Origin of the sequence: Pelagibius sp., from assembly GCF_028281305.1 — a bacterium.
Taxonomy (GTDB): domain Bacteria; phylum Pseudomonadota; class Alphaproteobacteria; order Kiloniellales; family Kiloniellaceae; genus Pelagibius.
This window is the reverse complement of sequence record NZ_JANQKD010000036.1, coordinates 1-17,334: the sequence shown is the minus strand read 5'-3', so window position 1 is coordinate 17,334 and position 17,334 is coordinate 1. Positions and strand designations below refer to the sequence as shown.

The window sequence follows — 17,334 nt, the reverse complement described above, 5'->3', positions numbered from 1 at the left end:
CGAGCAGAGCTGCCCCATGAGTGACAAACCCCGTCTGTGGATCACCCGCAAGCTGTCCGCTGCGACCGAAGCGAGAGCCCAGCGCGACTACGACGTCATCCCTAATCCCGAAGACGAGGTCTTCTCCGCGGAGGAGTTGATCGCCAAAAGCGCAGAGGTCGACGCAATTCTGCCCTGCCACTCGGAAGTCTTTTCGGCTGACGTGGCCGCCCGGCTTTCGGACCGGGTGAAGATCATCGCCAACCACTCGGTCGGTGTCGATCACTGCGATCTTGCGGCCTTGAAGGCGCAGGGCATCGTCGTCACCAACACGCCGGACGTGCTCTCCGACGCCACGGCGGAGATCGCCTTCCTGCTGCTGCTGGGCGCGGCGCGGCGCGCTTCGGAGGGCGACCGCATGGTTCGGGCCGGGGCCTGGACCTCCTGGAGCCCCGCCTTCATGGTGGGCCAGCAGGTGACGGGAAAGCGGTTGGGCATCGTCGGCATGGGCCGGGTCGGACGGGTCATGGCGCGGCGCGGCCGCGGCTTCGATATGGAGGTGCACTACTACAACCGCAAACGCCTTCCCCCGGAACTGGAGGAGGGCGCGACCTTCCATGACAACCTGGACGATCTGCTGGCGGTCTCCGAGTTCCTGTCACTGCACTGCCCGGCGACGCCGGAAACCACCGACCTGATGAACCGGGAGCGTCTGGCGAAGCTGCCGGCGGGGGCGATCCTGGTCAACACCGCCCGCGGTGCCCTGGTGGACGAGGCGGCCCTGATCGAGGCCCTTCAGTCCGGCCACTTGGCGGCTGCGGGCCTGGATGTCTTCCGCCAGGAGCCCGGCGGCAATCCGGCCTTTGCGGCACTCGACACCCTCTTCATGCTGCCGCACATCGGCTCGGCGACCCGGGACACCCGCGACGCGATGGGCTTCCGCGCGCTGGACAACCTGGACGCCTTCTTCGCCGGGCGCGAGCCGGCCGACCGGGTGGCCTGACCGGTATCCAGCGCTCTATGGCGGAAGCCCGCCGAAAACGCTATACCCTTCAGCAAGCAAGGCGGCCGCAAGGCCCCGTAAGCTGAGGGGGAGGGGGATCCTCCAGGACCGTTCCGACCCAGGTCGTGCCTTTTCAGGCGCCGGCCGGACGCTGGCGGTGCCTTCGGCAGCTAGGAAAGCAGGGCCTTCGCGCGAAGGCCGCAAAGGGAGAACAGGAGGGAAGAGCATGAACAAGGCATTGGGGGGAATGGCGCGGGGAATGGCTCTGGGTGCAGCGGGGCTGCTGGCGGGCCTCGGAACGGCCCAGGCCGAGCCCATGAAGATCGGCATGATCACGACGCTCTCGGGGGGCGGCTCCAGCCTGGGGATCGACGTGCGCGACGGCTTCCTGCTGGCGGTGAAGCAATCCGGCGCCAAAGATGTCGAGGTGATGGTCGAGGACGATGCCCGCAAGCCGGATCTCGCCAAGCAGATCGCCGACAAGTTCATTCAGCGCGACAAGGTGGATATCCTGACGGGCATCATCTGGTCGAACCTGGCCATGGCGGTGGTGCCGGCCAGCGTGCGCCAGGGTATCTTCTACATCAGCCCCAATGCAGGGCCTTCGGCACTGGCGGGCAAGGGCTGCCACGAGAACTACTTCAACGTCGCCTGGCAGAACGACAACCTGCACGAGGCCATGGGCGGCTACGTTCAGGCCAACGGATTCAAGAAGCCTTTCATCCTGGCACCCAACTATCCAGCGGGTCAGGACGCGCTCACCGGCTTCAAGCGCTACTACACCGGGGAGCTGGCAGGCGAGATCTACACCAAGCTCGGCCAGACCGACTATGCGGCAGAGATCGCCCAGATCCGCGCCGCCGATCCGGACTCGATCTTCTTCTTTCTGCCCGGCGGCATGGGCATCGCCTTCATGAAGCAGTATGCCCAGTCCGGCCTCGAAACACCGGTCTTCGGCCCCGCTTTTTCCTTTGACCAGGGTATCCTGAAGGCCGTGGGCGATGCGGCGCTCGGCGTCAAGAACACCTCCCAGTGGTCGAAGGATATCGACAACCCCGCCAACAAGGCCTTCGTCGAAGCCTTTCAGGCGGAGTACGGGCGCCTCCCGTCGCTCTACGCCAGCCAGGGCTACGATGCTGCCAACCTGATTCTGGCGGCCCGGGACAAGGCCGGCGGCCTGGAGGACAAGGCAGCCTTCCGCGCGGCCCTGAAGGAAGCGGACTTCGAGTCCGTGCGCGGCGCCTTCGCGTTTGCCGACAACAATCATCCCGTGCAGGACATCTACGTGCGCGAAGTGGTGAAGGAGGGCGATGTGCTGACCAACAGGATCGTCGGCGTCGGCCTTGCCGGGCATGCCAACGCCTATGTCGCGGACTGCAAGATGTAACGCCGCGGCGACGCAGGTTACGGGGGCTGCCGTCCGGCGGCCCCCGTTTGTTTTCAGGGTCTTCCACCAGCCGCCGGGCGCAGCGTGTTCTTTGCCTTCCTGATCGAGCAGCTTCTGAACGGCCTCCAGTTCGGCGTGATGCTGTTTCTGATGGCCGCCGGCCTGACGCTCGTCTTTGGTGTCATGGGCTTGATCAACCTTGCCCACGGTTCGCTCTTCATGCTGGGTGCCTTCTTCTGCTCGTGGATTGCAGAGGCCAGCGGCTCGTTCTGGATCGGCCTCGGCGGCGGTTTCCTGGCCGCGGCCGCGGCCGGCGCCCTGATCGAATTCGCCGTCATCCGGCGGCTCTATGACCGCGACCACCTGGACCAGGTCCTGGCCACCTTCGCGCTGATCTTGATCTTCTCCGAGGTCACGCGCTGGGTCTTCGGTGATCAGCCACTCTATCTCGACATTCCGCCGCTGCTCTCCGGCTTCCTGCCTCTGCCCGGCGGCGGAGGCTATCCGGTCTACCGCCTGGCGATCATCGTCGTCGGCCTGCTGACCGCCTACGGGCTTTACCTGCTGATCACGCGGACACGGCTCGGCATGCGCATCCGCGCCGGGGAATCGGACCGCGAGATGATCGGCGCCCTCGGCGTCGATATCCGCAAGCTCTACACCGCCGTCTTCGCCCTCGGTGCTGCGCTGGCCGGGCTTGCCGGCGGCATGGTGGGGGCGCTGCAGTCGGTACAGGTCGGCATGGGTGAACCAGTGCTGATCCTGGCCTTTGTGGTCATCGTCATCGGCGGCATCGGCTCGGTGAAAGGGGCGCTCGTCGCCTCCATCCTGGTGGGCCTGACCGACACCCTGGGCCGGATCTTCCTGCCGCAGGCCTTCGCGCTGGTGTTGCCGGTTGCCGAAGCCACCGCCGCCGGCTCCGCCCTGGCCTCGGTCGCCATCTATCTTCTGATGGCGGCGATCCTCGCCTGGCGGCCGAAGGGCCTCTTCCCGGTGAACGCGTGAGCCGCCGGCGATGATCGAACGCTCCCGCGAAACCCTGGTGAACGCCGTGCTGGCCGGGCTGCTGCTGGCAGCGCCCCTGGTCGCAACGCTGCTGGACGAGCCCTTCTACGTCTCCCTGGCCAGCCGGGTGGCGATCCTGGCCCTGGCCGGCGTCGGCCTCAATCTCGCGCTTGGTTACGGCGGCATGGTGAGCTTCGGCCATGCCGCTTTCTTCGGCCTCGGCGGCTATGTGGCCGGCATCGCGGCATTCCATGCCTTCGAGGGCTCGGCCTTCCTCTCCTGGCCGGTCACCATCGGCGGCAGCGATCAGCTTCTGGTCGTCTGGCTGGTGGCGGCCCTGGTGACCGCACTGGCGGCGCTGGCCATCGGCGCCATTTCGCTGCGCACTTCCGGCGTCTACTTCATCATGATCACCCTGGCCTTTGCCCAGATGATCTACTACCTCGCCATTTCCATCCCCGCCTACGGCGGCGAGGACGGGCTTGCGATCTACCTGCGCAACCAGCTGCCGCTCGCCGACAGCAGCGACCCGCTGGTGTTCTTCTTCCTCTGCTACGGTCTGCTGCTGCTGGCGCTGTTTCTCTCCGCGCGCATCGTGGCTGCGCCCTTCGGCATGGCGCTGCAGTGCGCGCGCATGAACGAGGTGCGTCTCGCCACCTCCGGCATCGCACCCTATCCGATAAAGCTCACCGCCTTCGTGATCTCCGCCGTGATCACCGGGATCGCCGGCGCGCTCTTCGCCGACTTGAACGGCTTCGTCGGCCCTTCCATGCTGTCCTGGCACCGCTCGGGCGAGATCATGATTTTCGTCATCCTGGGCGGCGTCGGGCGCCTGTTCGGCCCGCTGGCCGGAGCTGCGCTCTTCATTCTGCTGGAAAGCTTTATCGGTGGCTTCACCGACCGCTGGCAGCTTTTGCTCGGCGCGGTGCTGCTCGGCGTCGTGCTCTTCGCGCGCGGCGGGGTGATGGGGCTGCTGGCGGGGAGGGCGCGCCATGACTGAGCCGCTGCTGGAACTTCAGGGCCTGAGCAAGGCCTTCGGCGCCGTGAAGGCCTGCGACGGCGTCGATCTCACGCTCCTGCCCGGGGAGATCCACGCCCTCATCGGCCCGAACGGCGCCGGCAAGTCGACCCTGATCGCCCAGGTCGCCGGCTGGCTGAAACCGGACGCCGGGGCTGTGCACCTCTTGGGAGAGGACGTTTCCCACCTCTCCGTCGCAGCCCGGGCGAACCGCGGCCTGGGGCGCAGCTTCCAGGTTTCGTCTCTGGCCGGGGAGTTCAGCGCGCTCGGCAATGTCCTCCTGGCGCTGCAGGGGCGTGACCACGGCGCCTTTCGCTTCTGGTCGCCCCTGCGCAAGGACACGCGCCTGCGCGCAGAGGCCGTGGCGATCCTGGAGCGCGTCGGCCTGGCGGAACGCGCCACGGTGCAGGTCTCGACTCTCTCCCATGGCGAACGCCGCCTCCTGGAGATTGCCCTGGCGCTCGCCTTGCGGCCAAAGGTGCTGCTGCTGGACGAACCCATGGCCGGCCTCGGCCCGGAAGGCACGCGCCAACTCACCGAATTTCTGCAGCCGCTGAAGAACGAGGCGGCGATCCTGCTGGTGGAGCACGACATGGATGCGGTCTTCGCTCTGGCCGACCGCATTTCGGTCCTGGTCTACGGCAAGGTCATCGCCTCCGGCCCGGTGGAGGACATCCGCCGCTCCGCCGCGGTGCGCGAAGCCTATCTGGGGGATTCCTGATGCTGGAGGTCAGAGGCATCGAAGCCGCCTACGGCTCCTCCCAGGCGCTCTTCGGCGTCAATGTGGCCGTCGGTGAAGGGCAGATGGTGGCCTTGCTCGGGCGCAACGGCATGGGCAAGACCACGACCATCCGCACCCTCTGCGGCCTGATGCCGGCGCGCGCCGGAACCCTGCGCTTCCTCGGCGAGGACATCGGCGGCCTGCCGGCCTACCGCATCGCCCGGCGGGGCATCGGCCTGGTACCGGAGGGGCGGCGCTGCTTCCCGAACCTGACGGTGCGCGAGAACCTGTTGGCCACCGCGCGGGGCGAGGGTTGGGACCGGGCCGCCGTCGCCAGGCTGTTCCCGCGGCTTGAGGAGCGCGCCGAGCAGATGGCGCGCACCCTTTCCGGCGGCGAGCAGCAGATGCTGGCCATCGGCCGCGCCCTCATGACCAATCCGCGCCTGCTGATCCTCGACGAGGCGACCGAGGGCCTGGCGCCGGTCATCCGGCATGAGATCTGGGCCGCCATCGCCGCGGTGAAAGCCCGCGGCCAGGCGATCCTCATCGTCGACAAGAACCTGAAAGACCTGCTGCCGCTTTCGGACGCCTGCGTGATCCTGGAGAAGGGCCGCAGCGTCTGGCGCGGCAACCCGGACGACCTGGCAGCCGATGCCGACCTTCAGGACCGCTATCTCGGCCTGTGAAGACTCACGCAGCGTGGGTGCGTCGTGATTGCAGGGCGGTTGCTCCCTTGCCCTCCGCCGTCTCGCGCCGGGACAGCAGGGAGGATTTCTTGTGGATGCCGAGCGCCCGTTCCAGGACGGCCATGCCCTTGACCAGGGCCGCGCGGTCCTCCGCCGACAGGCCCTCCATCAACTCCGCCTCAAAGCGCAGGACCTTCGGTGCCAGCCTGCGGTAGGCGGCGATCCCGGCGGAGGAGAGGGCGAGGTGTTCGATGCGCCGGTCCCGTTCGTCGGTGTGGCGTCGCAGCCAGCGGCGGCGCTGCAGGGCGGCCACCGCCCGGCTGACCTTGGTCTTGTGCATGGCCGAGTGCGCGCCGATCTCGGTGGCCGTGGCGACGCCGAACTGGCCGAGGGTGGCCAGGGTCCGCCACTCCGGCACCGTCAGACCGAACTCGTTGCGGTAGATCGCCGAGAACTGGCGGCTGGCGATGGCCGCCGCCCGGTTCAGCCGGTAGGGCAGGAAGGCCTCCAATTCCAGGGCGTCCGGCGCCTGGGCCTGCGATGGATCGGTCTTCAGGGTCATTGCACGCAATCCCTGTTGTGGTCCCCGTTCGGTGTCGCTGCCAATTGGGAGTTGTTTCCCTGCAGCTTGATAGTTACATCTGCAACTATCACAAAGGCCCGGGTCTGTGCAAGCGGTCCGGCACAGGTCTGCAGGAAGGGCGGCCCGCGGTTGCCGCTTGGGAATAAGGATGAAGGAGTGAGCCCATGGCGCTGAGCTATCTCTCAGGCTTCGGCAACGAGTTTCAGAGCGAGGCGCTGCCCGGTGCCCTGCCGGTGGGGCAGAACTCGCCCCAGCGCTGTCCCTACGGCCTCTATGCCGAGCAACTGAGCGGCACCGCCTTCACCGCACCACGGGCCAGCAACGCGCGCACCTGGCTCTACCGCATCCGGCCCTCGGTCAGCCACCAAGGTCCCTTCCAGAGCGTGGATCTGCCGCTCTGGGAGACGGCACCGCGGCCGGCGGCGGCGGGGCTGGCCTTGGGTCCGCTGCGCTGGGGGCCGCCGCCGATCCCGGAGGAGGCTCTGACCTTCGTGACCGGCATGCGGACCGTGACCGCCGCCGGCGATGCCCGCGTGCAGGACGGCATGGCCGCCCATCTCTACTTCGCCAACCGCTCGATGGAGCGGGAGTATTTCTACAACGCCGACGGCGAGATGCTGGTGGTGCCGCAGCAGGGCGGCCTGCGCTTTGCCACCGAACTGGGCGTGCTGGAGGTGACGCCGGGCGAGATCTGCGTACTGCCGCGCGGCATGAAGGTCCGCGTCGAACTGCTTGCGGGACCGGCAAGAGGTTACGTCTGCGAGAACTACGGCGCGTGCCTTGCGCTGCCCGGCCTCGGGCCCATCGGCGCCAACGGCCTCGCCAACCCGCGCGACTTCCAGGTGCCGGTCGCGGCCTACGAGGACACGACGGAAGAGGCGCGCCTGACGGTGAAGTGGGGCGGTGCCTTCCAGGCCTGCAGCATCGCCCAGTCGCCGCTCGACGTGGTCGCCTGGCATGGCAACTACACCCCCTACAAGTATGATCTCCGGACCTTTTCTCCGGTCGGCTCGGTCCTGGTGGACCATCCGGATCCGTCGATCTTCACGGTGCTGACCTCGGCCTCGGCGACGCCGGGCACCGCCAACGTGGACTTCGTCATCTTTCCGGACCGCTGGATGGTGGCGGAAGGCACCTTCCGCCCGCCCTGGTACCACATGAACGTGATGTCGGAGTTCATGGGCCTGATCTACGGCGTCTACGACGCCAAGCCGGACGGCTTCCAGCCCGGCGGCATGAGCCTGCACAACGCCATGCTGCCCCACGGTCCCGACCGCAACGCCTTTGCCAAGGCGAGCACGGAGGACCTGGGCCCGGTCAAGCAAAGCGGCACCCTGGCCTTCATGTTCGAAACCAGATTTCCACAGCAAGTGACTGACTTTGCGGCTAATCTGGAGACCTTGGATAAGGATTACGTGACCTGCTGGGACGGCCTGGAAAAGCAGTTCGACGGCACGCCATAACGGCCGGTCTCGGCCAAGAAGAGGGGACCCATGAAACTCGCAACGCTGAAAGACGGCCGCCGCGACGGCCGCCTGCTGATCGTTTCGCGCGACCTTTCCAGGGCAGTGGAGGCGCAGACTGTGACGACGCTACAAGCCGCCCTCGACGACTGGGCCGCGACGGCCCCGGGCCTGGAAGCCGAGGCTGCGGCTCTGGAGGAGATCGTGGAAGCGGGGGGCGACGGCGGCGACAGCTTTCCCTTCGAGCCCGCGAAATGCCATTCGCCGCTGCCGCGGGCCTATCAATGGGCCGACGGCTCGGCCTACGTGAACCACGTGGAGCTGGTGCGCAAGGCGCGCGGCGCGGAGATGCCGGAAAGCTTCTGGACCGACCCGCTGATGTACCAGGGCGGCTCCGACTCTTTCCTCGGGCCTTGCGACCCGATCCCCTTCGTCGACCCGGCCTGGGGTCTCGATCTGGAGGGCGAGGTGGCGGTGATCGTCGACGACGTCGGCCCGGGCACGGCTCCGGCACAAGCGGCGCAAGCCATCCGTCTGGTCATGCTGGTGAACGACGTCAGCCTACGCGGCCTGATCCCCGGCGAACTGGCCAAGGGCTTCGGCTTCTTTCAGGCCAAGCCGTCCTCGGCCTTTTCGCCGGTCGCTGTGACCCCGGATGAACTGGGCCCTGCCTGGGATGGCGCGAAGCTCAGCCTGCCGCTTCTCGTCCACGTGAACGGCGAGCCTTTCGGCAAGGCCGAGGCGGGGGAGGACATGACCTTCGACTTCGGCCAGCTCATCGCCCATGCCGCGCGCTCCCGCCCGCTGGCCGCCGGCAGCATCATCGGCTCCGGCACCGTCTCCAACCGCGACGCCTCGGGCGGCCCCGGCAAACCGGTCGGCGCGGGCGGGCGCGGCTATTCCTGCATCGCCGAGGTGCGCATGGTGGAAACGATCCTGGGCGGCGAACCCAAGACCCCCTTCCTGCAGGACGGCGACAGCGTGCGGATCGAGATGTCGGATGCCGACGGCCGATCGATCTTCGGCGCCATCGACCAGCGGGTGGAGCAGGCGGGCTAACACCGGGCCGTCGGCGGCTCAGCGCCGGCTGCGGCGCTCCGCTTCGGCCATCAGGTCCGCTCCCTCGGGTCGCTGCGGATGCAGACGCAGGAGTTGGCGGGCTAGGTCTCTTGCCTCGTCGAAGCGTTGCTGCTCCATCAGAAGGAAGCCCAGGCCGTAGAGGATCTCGGGATCCGACGGCGCCAGGGCCAGGGAGTCGCGCATGCGCGCCTCGGCGGCCTCGGGCCGCTCCGCGCGGGCCAGAGCGAGGGCGAGGTTGTAGTGCAGCCGCGCGTCGCCGGGCAGCAGCCGGGCTGCGGTCTCCAGTTCCTCTATGCCGGCGCTCAGGTCCCCGCGCTCGATCTCCAGCAGACCGAGCGCGCGCCGCAGGCTACCGGCGTTGGGGAGCCTTGCGAGACCGGCGCGGAAGCTCGCAGCGGCCTCGGCGCTGCGACCGCGCCCCTGCTGCAGGCTGCCAAGCCGCAGCCAGGCGTCCTCGAAGTGGCCGTTCAGATCGAGCGCCCGATTCAGCGCCGCCTCCGCCGCCCGCGGATTGCCGGTCCGCAGCGCCAGGCTGGCGATGTTCATCTGGGTCTCCGGCAGATCGGCCGACGCCAGCAGGCTCGTACGGTACTCGGCCGCCGCCCGGTCGAAGGGCAGGACGGCCTCGGCGGGAAAGGCGAGGGGCGTGACGTCGACCATCAGGCGCGCTGCGGCAATGCGCACGGCCTTCAGCGGGTCCTCCAGCAGCGGGGCCACGCGTGCCACCCGCTGGGGGCCTTCGGCGACCTCCTGCAGCAGCACGGCACTGCGCCGCACCAGCGGGTCCGGATCTTTCAGCAGGGTTGCGGCGGCGTCCGCGGCCGCCGGACCGTAGCGCCGCAGCAGGTCGAGTGCAGTGGCCCGCAGGATGCCGGGCTGGCCCTCGTCTTGCGCAAGCACTACAAGCGCTGACTCCGCTTTCGCCTCTCCGCGGCGTCCCGCTGCGATGATCTCCCCAAAGTGGGCCCGGCCACCGCGGCCATCCGGGTACCAGGCCGCTACCTGCTGCGCCGCCCAGGCAGGGTCACGCTCAGCGTGGCAGAGCGTGCAGGCGTTGGGCGTACCGATCTCGACGGAGAGGTCCGGCCGCGGCACCCGGAAGCTGTGGTCGCGCCGCGGGTCGACGATCATGTAGGTGCGGGCCGGCATGTGGCAACTCACACAGGTGGCACCGGCGGTCCCCGCTTCGTGGAAGTGATGCTCCGGCGAGTCATAAGTCTTCGTCGTCAGGCTCGGAAAGGCGCTGTTGCCGGCCGGACTGTGGCACTGGGTGCAGAGCGCGTTCCCTTCGGCCTTCAGTTGCGCGCTGTGGGGGTCGTGGCAGTCGCTGCAGGTGACGCCCTCAGCGTGCATGCGGCTTTGCAGGAAAGAGCCGTAGACATAGACCTCGTCGAGGATCTGACCGTCGGCGTGATAGAGGCCCTCGCGGAGCAGGGCGGGGACGAAGTGGTCGAGAAAGGGCGCACCGGCGGGCCGGCTCTCGGCGCCCAGAGACTGCCGCCTTGCGTGACAGGCGGCGCAGACTTCGATCTCCGTGCCCGGACTGCGCTCCCGCTGAGAGGGGCTCAGGCTTACGGTCAGGCCTTTGGTGCCTTGCTGCGCGGGGCCGTCCGGGTCGCGCGCCCAGGCGACATGGGCCGCGCCGGGGCCATGGCAGGACTCGCAGCCGACATTGGCTTCATGCCAGCGGCTGTCGAAAGCGCCGCTGCGCGGATCGAGCCCCTTCGTAAAGCCCGTGGAGTGACAGTCGGCACAGCGGCTGTTCCAGTTGTTGAAGGTGCGGCTCCAGTGCAGACCGTCCTCTTCGGCGATCTCGGGGCCGGGATAGAGATGGAACCACTGCTTTGCCTCTACGTCCCAGGCGACGGTGAGCGCCTGAAGCCGTCCGCCGTCGAGCATCACCAGGTATTGCTGCAGCGGCGCCACGCCGACGGCATAGAGGATTTTGTGTTCTTGCCAGGTGCCGTCCGGATTCCGAGACCGGGCGACAAAGGCATCGCCGCTGCGCTCGAAGCGCCAGGTTTCTCCCTGCTGGTCGAAACGGTTGCCACTGAAGTCGGCGAGGACGGTGTCGTCGGCCGCTTCCTTCAGCGCCCAGTCATGATGGGAGCCGAGCCAGGCCGCATGTTCGTCCGTATGACAGTCTGCGCAGATGGCGGTGCCGAGGTAGCCTGAACCCGTCGGATCGCTGGGCGCCTCTGCGGCGGCGTAGGACAGTGGCGGAAGAAGCAGCCACACCAAGAAGGAGAACAGAAGGCCGGCGCGAAGGAGTCTGCACCCGCGTCTTGCTGCAGCTTTTCCTAATGTCTGCGTCACAAAAGGATCACACCTTGAGGTAGAGAATCTTTCAGCCAAGAGTAGCGGTAATCGGTCTGTTGTCCTAGGCTTGGATAGGGTGCAATCGGAGAGGGGGAGTTCTGAGATGAGGATGCCGTTCCCGCGCAGTCGAACTGCCGTCATCACCGCCGCCGTTGTCGTGGTCCTCTTCCTTGCAGGGCTCCCGTCTCCCGTTCAGGCGCAAAGCGAGAGGCCGAACATCCTCGTCATCTGGGGCGATGACATCGGGATAACCAACGTCAGCGCCTATGGCTTCGGCGTCGTGGGCTACCGCACGCCGAACATCGACCGCATCGCCGCCGAGGGGATGATGTTCACCGACTACTACGGCGAACAGTCCTGCACCGCCGGGCGCTCGTCCTTCATCACCGGCCAGAGTGTCTTCCGCACCGGTCTGTCGAAGGTCGGCCTGCCCGGCGCGGAGCTGGGCATGCGGACGGAGGACCCCACCATTGCCGGCCTTCTGAAAGCGCAGGGCTATGCCACTGGCCAGTTCGGCAAGAACCACCTGGGCGACCAGAACAGGCACCTGCCCACAAACCACGGTTTCGACGAGTTCTTCGGCAATCTCTATCACCTGAATGCCGAGGAAGAACCGGAGCACGAAGACTATCCCAAGGACCCCCGGTTCAAGGAGCGCTTCGGGCCGCGGGGGGTGATCAAGTCCGCGGCGGACGGCGCCATCGAGGATACCGGCCCGCTGACCCGCAAGCGTATGGAGACCGTCGACGACGAGACCATTGCCGGCGCCCTCGATTTCATGGAGCGTCAGGCGGAAGCGGAAACCCCCTTCTTCCTTTGGTGGAACGGCACCCGCATGCACTTCCGCACCCACGTGAAGGAAGAGCTGCGCGGCATCTCCGGCCAGGACGAGTATGCTGACGGCATGGTGGAGCACGACCGTCATGTCGGCCAGTTGCTGGACAAGCTGGAGGAACTGGGAATCTCCGACAACACCATCGTCTTCTATTCCACCGACAATGGGCCGCATATGAACACCTGGCCCGATGCCGCCATGACGCCCTTCCGCGGTGAGAAGAACACCAACTGGGAGGGCGGCTGGCGCGTACCGGCGATCGTGCGCTGGCCCGGCCAGATCGAGGCGGGGCGGGTGTCGACCAACATCATGCACCACATGGACTGGCTGCCGACGCTGCTGGCGGCCGCCGGTGTCTCGGACATCAAGGAGCGGCTTCTCGAAGGGGGCGTGGAAGCCATCGGGCGGGAGTACAAGGTCCATCTCGACGGCTACAACTTCCTGCCCTATCTGACCGGCGAGAGCGACGATGCGCCGCGCGACGAAGTCTTCTACTTCTCCGACGACGGCGACCTGACAGCGCTTCGTTACCAGGACTGGAAGCTGATTTTCATGGAGCAGCGCGTCGAGGCCACACTGCAGGCCTGGGCCGAGCCCTTCGTGCCGCTGCGCGTTCCCCTGATCTTCAACTTGCGGCGTGATCCCTATGAGCGCGCGCAGTTGACCTCGAACACCTACTACGACTGGCTCATCGACCGCGTGTACCTCATCGTGCCGGCGCAGGCCTACGTGGCCAACTTCCTCGGCACCTTCGAGGAGTTTCCGCCGCGACAGGAGGCTGCCAGCTTCAGCATCGACCAGGTCCTGGAGCGGATGCAGCAGAACATGGGGTCGCGGTAGCAGCGTCTGGTCTTCAGATCCGGAGGGGGTCATGACCCGTCTTCGCCTGTTTGTTCTCGTTCTTGCCGTGGTTCTGCTGTCTGGGCCCGCAGTGGCGGACCCTTTGCCGTCCTGGAACGACGGCCCGTCGAAGGCGGCCATCCTGTCTTTCGTTGAACAGGTGACGGAAGCCGGCGGCGCGCACTACGTACCGCCGCCCAAGCGCATCGCCGTCTTTGACAACGACGGCACGCTGTGGGCGGAACAGCCGATGTACTTCCAGCTCATCTACGCGTTCAACTACGTAAAAGCCCTTGCGCCGCGTAACCCCGGCTGGGCCGAAAGCCGGGTCCTGCGGGCCGCGATGGTCGGCGATGTCGCGGAGGTTCTGCGCAACGGCCAGCAGGGCGTGATGCAGGTCGTCATGGCCAGCCATGCCGGCATGACGGTCGATCAGCTCCAGGCATCGGTCCGTGACTGGCTGGCCGAAGCCCGCCACCCGACGACCGGGCGGCCCTACACGGCCATGGTCTACCAGCCGATGCTGGAGCTACTGACTTACTTGAGGGCGGAGGGCTTCAAGACATTCATCGTGTCCGGCGGCGGCATCGACTTCATCCGGGTGTTCGCTGAGGAGGTCTATGGCATTCCGCCGGAGCAGGTCATCGGCTCCAGCCTCGTCGCCGAGTTTGTGGAGACGGCTGAAGGAGGGGTGATCCGCAAGCTGCCCGAGGTCAACTTTATCGACGACAAGGCCGGCAAGCCGGTGGGCATCAACCTCCACATCGGGCGAAGGCCCATCGCCGCTTTCGGCAACTCCGACGGCGATCTGCAGATGCTGCAATACACGACTGCCGGCGAGGGTCTACGCTTCGGCCTGATCGTCCGCCACAACGATGCCGAGCGCGAGTGGGCCTACGACCGCGACAGCACCATCGGCCGCCTGGATACGGCGCTGGACGCTGCCGAGGAAAGGGGCTGGACCGTCGTCGACATGAAGTCCGACTGGCGCGTCATTCACCCAGCGGAAGCGGACTGAGGCCTAATGAGCGGCGGTCTGAGCGCTGCGTTCATCCAAAGCCAGGATCTGCTCATAGAGCCCCGGCTCCTCAAGGATCGCGGTTGCCACCTCCAGGCTGATGTCGGCGCCGTCGCCGCGCGGCGGGCAGAGCGCGCGGAAGGCTTCGACAGCTTCAGCGTCTTTGGGGTCTATGTCGCGGGTCCGCGTGGCCCAGTCGATGATGCCGCGCTCCGAGCGTAATGCGGTGAGGATCTCTCCGGTCGTGGCATCGCCGCCGGAGCAGACGGTCGGCATGACGCCGCGCTTATCCAGCCGGTAATCGCTGGGCACTATCGCCTCTGCCCAGGTCAAGGAGATTGCGGCGGCGTTGGGCAAGGGCACGACGTTTCGAATAGTGCCCGAGCCAAAGGTGGTGCTTCCAACAACGACGGCGCGTCTGCTGCCTTGAAGTGCTGCAGCGACAATCTCCGCGCCTGATGCTGTTTGCTCATCCGTCAAAATGACCAGCCGCAATCCATTTGCCTTCTGATCTCGTGCCGCAGAGAAATGCTGGTGACTGTCAGGATGTCGGCCTGATGTCGAGAGGATTTTCCCCTCGGCCATGAAGCTGTCGGCAAACTCGATGCTCGTAGGTAAAAGGCCGACGGGATTGCTGCGAAGATCGATGATGATCCCGAGATAATCCTTGGTGTCGTCACCGAGGTTCTCGTTGAGGATCGCATGAAGATCCTTGACTGTTGCACGACCGAGCGAGGCGACGAGAATGCGAAGCGTCTTGCCTTGATGATGGGCGCCCACTGTGTTGCTACCTGATAGCTCACGGCGCAGTGTTACCGGGACCGCTGTGGTTTCATCCTCGGTCAGCATCGTAAGCGTAACGGGGCTATCAACAGGTCCCAACAGGCGCGCAAGAAACTCGGCGGAATCTGCATCCTGCACCGGAACCCCATCCACAGCCAGGACTGTGTCGCCGCGGGAAATCAATTCGGACTCGAGCAAGCCGATGCTCAGTATAGAAGAGACCTGCCAGCCATCGACGCTGGGTTTGAAAGAGGCATTGACCGTTCCGGGACCCAACGGAAGCTTTTCCCTGATCGCCACACGTTGTCGGTGAGGCCAGTACTTACCCCCGAGACTTAGACTGTCGGCAATGCCGTGCGCGAAGCTGTCAGATAGTTCCGTAAGGTCGGGCGCACCTTCCTCTGGAAAGGTATCGCGCAGCCGCGTCAGCGCAAGAGCGGTCTGTTGTCCAAGCAAACGTGGGTCCAGTTGCACGCCTCGATCGATGCGATGAACCTCGGCGTCGCCAACGAGAACGATAACTGCGCCTGTCTCGACCTTCACTTGCGTCGGCGGATGGTTTTCGGCGACTTGGCGTAGACCGTCGACAGTCAGCTCGAAAAGATCAGGTTCCTCGATGTAGAAGTCGTCAACCTGCTCCAGCACGGAGGTTGCGAGTATCTCGACACGCTCCGGGGACATCTCCATCCAGCCGCCGGATCCGCTGGAAGCGCAGCCGGTCAGGGATAGAAGTCCCAAGAAGCAGAGAACGAGAACAGATCTGAATTGCGCCACAGGAGCCTCCGACCAAGCCCAAACAGTCCAGTTTCTTTACTGCTCGCAAATTCTCGTTATGGTTTCAAGGGGCTTTTGCACCCTCGCGAGCCGCGGCGAGCGGCGAGGGTCGGATGCGGCGAGATGATCTACCCGTAAACCGCCTGCGAGAAGGCGCGGAAGAGGCGGGTGGAGAATGCGTTTTCCAGGGGCTTGTACTCCGGGTGCCACTGGACGCCGAGGGCGAAGGCCTTGGCGCCGCTGACGGTGACCGCTTCCGGCGTGCCGTCGGGGGCGTGGCCTTCGATCGTGAGGCCCGCGGCGGGCCGGTCGACGCCCTGGCCGTGCAGGGAGTTCACCTCGATCTCGGTGGCTCCGGCGATCTCGGCAAAGCGGCCGCCGGCGGTGAAGGTCATGGCGTGGCGCGGGCCATAGCGTACATCCGGATCGTCGTGCTTGGGCATGCGGTGGTCCATGCGGCCCTCGACCTCGTGAACCCGAGGGTGGAGTGTACCGCCCAGGGCCGCGTTCAGCTCCTGGAACCCGCGGCAGATGAAGAGCGTCGGCAGGCCCTTCTCCAGCGCCGCCTCGATCATCCGAAAGGTCATGGCGTCGCGCGCCTGGTCGTAGGGCTCGTAGCGCTCGCTGGGGGTGTGGCCGTAGAGCGTCGGGTGGACGTTGGAGGGACTGCCGGTGAACAGCAGGCCGTCGAGGGCCTCCAGCATCGCCGCCGCCTCCTGGCTCTCGGCCATGGCCGGGATCACCAGCGGCGTGCAGTCCGCCGCCTCCCAAACTGCCCGCAGGTACTTGTCGCCGACCACATGGTAGGGCGCGTTGTCGTAGGTGCGGTAGTCGGCGGTGACGCCGACGAGGGGGCGTCTCATGCCGCCGAAGCCCCACGGGCCTGCATCTCCGCCAGCAGTTCCGCTGTCTCGGCGATGCGGGCATAGCCTTTCATGACAGCCAGGCTGGCCGCCTCCTGTTCCGCGCTCTCGGTGGCGCAGGCGTCGGCCACCATGGTGACCAGATAGCCGCGGTCGGCGGCGTCGCGCACGGCTGATTCCACGCACTGGTTGGTGAAGACGCCGAAGACCGCCAGGCGCTCGATCTCCAGGTTGCGCAGCAGGTAATGGATGTTGGTGGCGTTGAAGATGCCCGAAGCCGTCTTGGGGAGGACGATCTCGTCACCCTTGGGTGCCAGGGCCGGCATGACCTGCCCCCCGGGCGAACCACGCGGGATCAGGAAGTCGCTGCGCTTGTGGTCCAGGCTGCGGTCGCGGCCGTCCTTGGTGAGCGCCTCGATCACTGTATAGATCACCTCGATACCGGCAGACCGTGCGCTTTCGACCAGCTTGGCTGCGTTGGGCAGCACCGTGCTGTCCAGGCGCTGCCAGTAATGATCGCTCGCGGGAAAGCCCAGGTCTTCGGCCAGAGCCCTGTCGCAGAACCCGCGTTGCAGATCCACCACCAGCAGAGCCGAACCGCCGGCCGAGAGGCTGAAATCGTAGCCGGGAGCGCCTTCGGTCATGGTTACGCCGTTTCCGCCTTCTCGCGGTGGTAGTCGAAGGTGGCGTTGATCATGTCCAGCAGGTGCTGGCCGGAGGTGGTGGGCGGAAACTTGGCCGGCCGCTCCGCGCTCACGCAGCTCGGCAGGGCCTCAACCTTCGCACGGAAGTTCGGATCGTAGAAGAAGGGCAGGGAGTAGCGCTCTGTCCCCGAGAGGTTCACCACCCGGTGCTGGGTGGAGGCGAAGAGGTCGTTTGTCCAGCGCGCCATCATGTCGCCGATGTTGATGACGAAGGCGCCCGGAATGGGCGGCGCGTCGATCCAGGTGCCGGCGGCATTCTTCACCTGCAGGCCG

Annotated in this window: 16 protein-coding genes; 10 read left to right on the top strand and 6 right to left on the bottom strand. The window is 66.4% G+C overall.

Annotation, left to right across the window (positions count from 1 at the left end):
- Positions 1-16 precede the first annotated feature (16 nt).
- The 6 genes from Q0982_RS09000 (at position 17) to Q0982_RS08975 (ending at position 5,799) form a co-directional block, all read left to right on the top strand.
- Positions 17-982, top strand: coding sequence for a D-glycerate dehydrogenase (locus tag Q0982_RS09000; protein WP_299394389.1), 966 nt, complete (start codon positions 17-19; stop codon positions 980-982).
- Positions 983-1,208: 226 nt separating this feature from the next.
- Positions 1,209-2,369 (top strand): ABC transporter substrate-binding protein, encoded by a 1,161-nt coding sequence (locus Q0982_RS08995; RefSeq protein ID WP_322096984.1) that lies wholly within the window; start codon positions 1,209-1,211, stop codon positions 2,367-2,369.
- 84 nt (positions 2,370-2,453) lie between these two features.
- Complete coding sequence (locus Q0982_RS08990) at positions 2,454-3,374, top strand: branched-chain amino acid ABC transporter permease (protein ID WP_299394385.1); 921 nt, start codon at positions 2,454-2,456, stop codon at positions 3,372-3,374.
- Between the two features lie 10 nt (positions 3,375-3,384).
- Positions 3,385-4,374 carry a branched-chain amino acid ABC transporter permease gene (locus Q0982_RS08985; RefSeq protein WP_299394382.1) on the top strand — a complete coding sequence of 330 codons (990 nt, stop codon included), beginning with the start codon at positions 3,385-3,387 and terminating at the stop codon, positions 4,372-4,374.
- Positions 4,367-5,113, top strand: coding sequence for an ABC transporter ATP-binding protein (locus tag Q0982_RS08980; RefSeq protein ID WP_299394380.1), 747 nt, complete (start codon positions 4,367-4,369; stop codon positions 5,111-5,113). Before Q0982_RS08985 ends, Q0982_RS08980 begins: the two co-directional genes overlap by 8 nt.
- Positions 5,113-5,799, top strand: a complete 687-nt coding sequence (locus tag Q0982_RS08975) for an ABC transporter ATP-binding protein (RefSeq protein WP_299394378.1) — start codon at positions 5,113-5,115, stop codon at positions 5,797-5,799. Before Q0982_RS08980 ends, Q0982_RS08975 begins: the two co-directional genes overlap by 1 nt.
- A gap of 4 nt (positions 5,800-5,803) precedes the next feature.
- Here Q0982_RS08975 and Q0982_RS08970 read toward each other — a convergent pair whose 3' ends face one another.
- Positions 5,804-6,361, bottom strand: a complete 558-nt coding sequence (locus tag Q0982_RS08970; protein WP_299394376.1) for a MarR family winged helix-turn-helix transcriptional regulator — start codon at positions 6,359-6,361, stop codon at positions 5,804-5,806.
- A 185-nt stretch (positions 6,362-6,546) separates the two neighbouring features.
- Between Q0982_RS08970 and hmgA the strand changes: the two genes are divergently transcribed.
- Together hmgA and Q0982_RS08960 are read left to right on the top strand one after the other, a co-directional pair.
- Positions 6,547-7,845 carry a homogentisate 1,2-dioxygenase gene (gene hmgA / locus Q0982_RS08965; RefSeq protein WP_299394373.1) on the top strand — a complete coding sequence of 433 codons (1,299 nt, stop codon included), beginning with the start codon at positions 6,547-6,549 and terminating at the stop codon, positions 7,843-7,845.
- 30 nt (positions 7,846-7,875) lie between these two features.
- The gene (locus tag Q0982_RS08960) at positions 7,876-8,904 is read left to right on the top strand and encodes a fumarylacetoacetate hydrolase family protein (protein WP_299394372.1); all 1,029 of its coding nucleotides are present in this window, start codon (positions 7,876-7,878) and stop codon (positions 8,902-8,904) included.
- 18 nt (positions 8,905-8,922) lie between these two features.
- Here Q0982_RS08960 and Q0982_RS08955 read toward each other — a convergent pair whose 3' ends face one another.
- Positions 8,923-11,163, bottom strand: a complete 2,241-nt coding sequence (locus Q0982_RS08955; protein WP_299394370.1) for a tetratricopeptide repeat protein — start codon at positions 11,161-11,163, stop codon at positions 8,923-8,925.
- 184 nt (positions 11,164-11,347) lie between these two features.
- On the opposite strand from Q0982_RS08955, the gene Q0982_RS08950 reads away from it, so the two are divergent.
- Both Q0982_RS08950 and Q0982_RS08945 read left to right on the top strand, forming a co-directional pair.
- Entirely contained in the window at positions 11,348-12,919 is a 1,572-nt protein-coding gene (locus tag Q0982_RS08950; protein ID WP_322096983.1) for an arylsulfatase, read from the top strand.
- 31 nt (positions 12,920-12,950) lie between these two features.
- Positions 12,951-13,937, top strand: coding sequence for an HAD family phosphatase (locus Q0982_RS08945; protein ID WP_299394366.1), 987 nt, complete (start codon positions 12,951-12,953; stop codon positions 13,935-13,937).
- Positions 13,938-13,940: 3 nt separating this feature from the next.
- Here Q0982_RS08945 and Q0982_RS08940 read toward each other — a convergent pair whose 3' ends face one another.
- The 4 genes from Q0982_RS08940 to Q0982_RS08925 form a co-directional block, all read right to left on the bottom strand.
- The gene (locus Q0982_RS08940; RefSeq protein ID WP_299394363.1) at positions 13,941-15,494 is read right to left on the bottom strand and encodes a S41 family peptidase; all 1,554 of its coding nucleotides are present in this window, start codon (positions 15,492-15,494) and stop codon (positions 13,941-13,943) included.
- Positions 15,495-15,622: 128 nt separating this feature from the next.
- Positions 15,623-16,357: a gamma-glutamyl-gamma-aminobutyrate hydrolase family protein gene (locus Q0982_RS08935; protein ID WP_299394362.1), complete on the bottom strand. Its 735-nt coding sequence runs from the start codon at positions 16,355-16,357 to the stop codon at positions 15,623-15,625.
- A complete protein-coding gene (locus Q0982_RS08930) occupies positions 16,354-17,001 on the bottom strand; it encodes a cysteine hydrolase family protein (protein ID WP_299394360.1) in 648 nt (215 codons plus the stop codon). Before Q0982_RS08930 ends, Q0982_RS08935 begins: the two co-directional genes overlap by 4 nt.
- A 2-nt stretch (positions 17,002-17,003) precedes the next feature.
- Positions 17,004-17,334: 2OG-Fe(II) oxygenase family protein (locus Q0982_RS08925; protein ID WP_299394358.1), on the bottom strand; the 331-nt coding region annotated here is incomplete at its 5' end.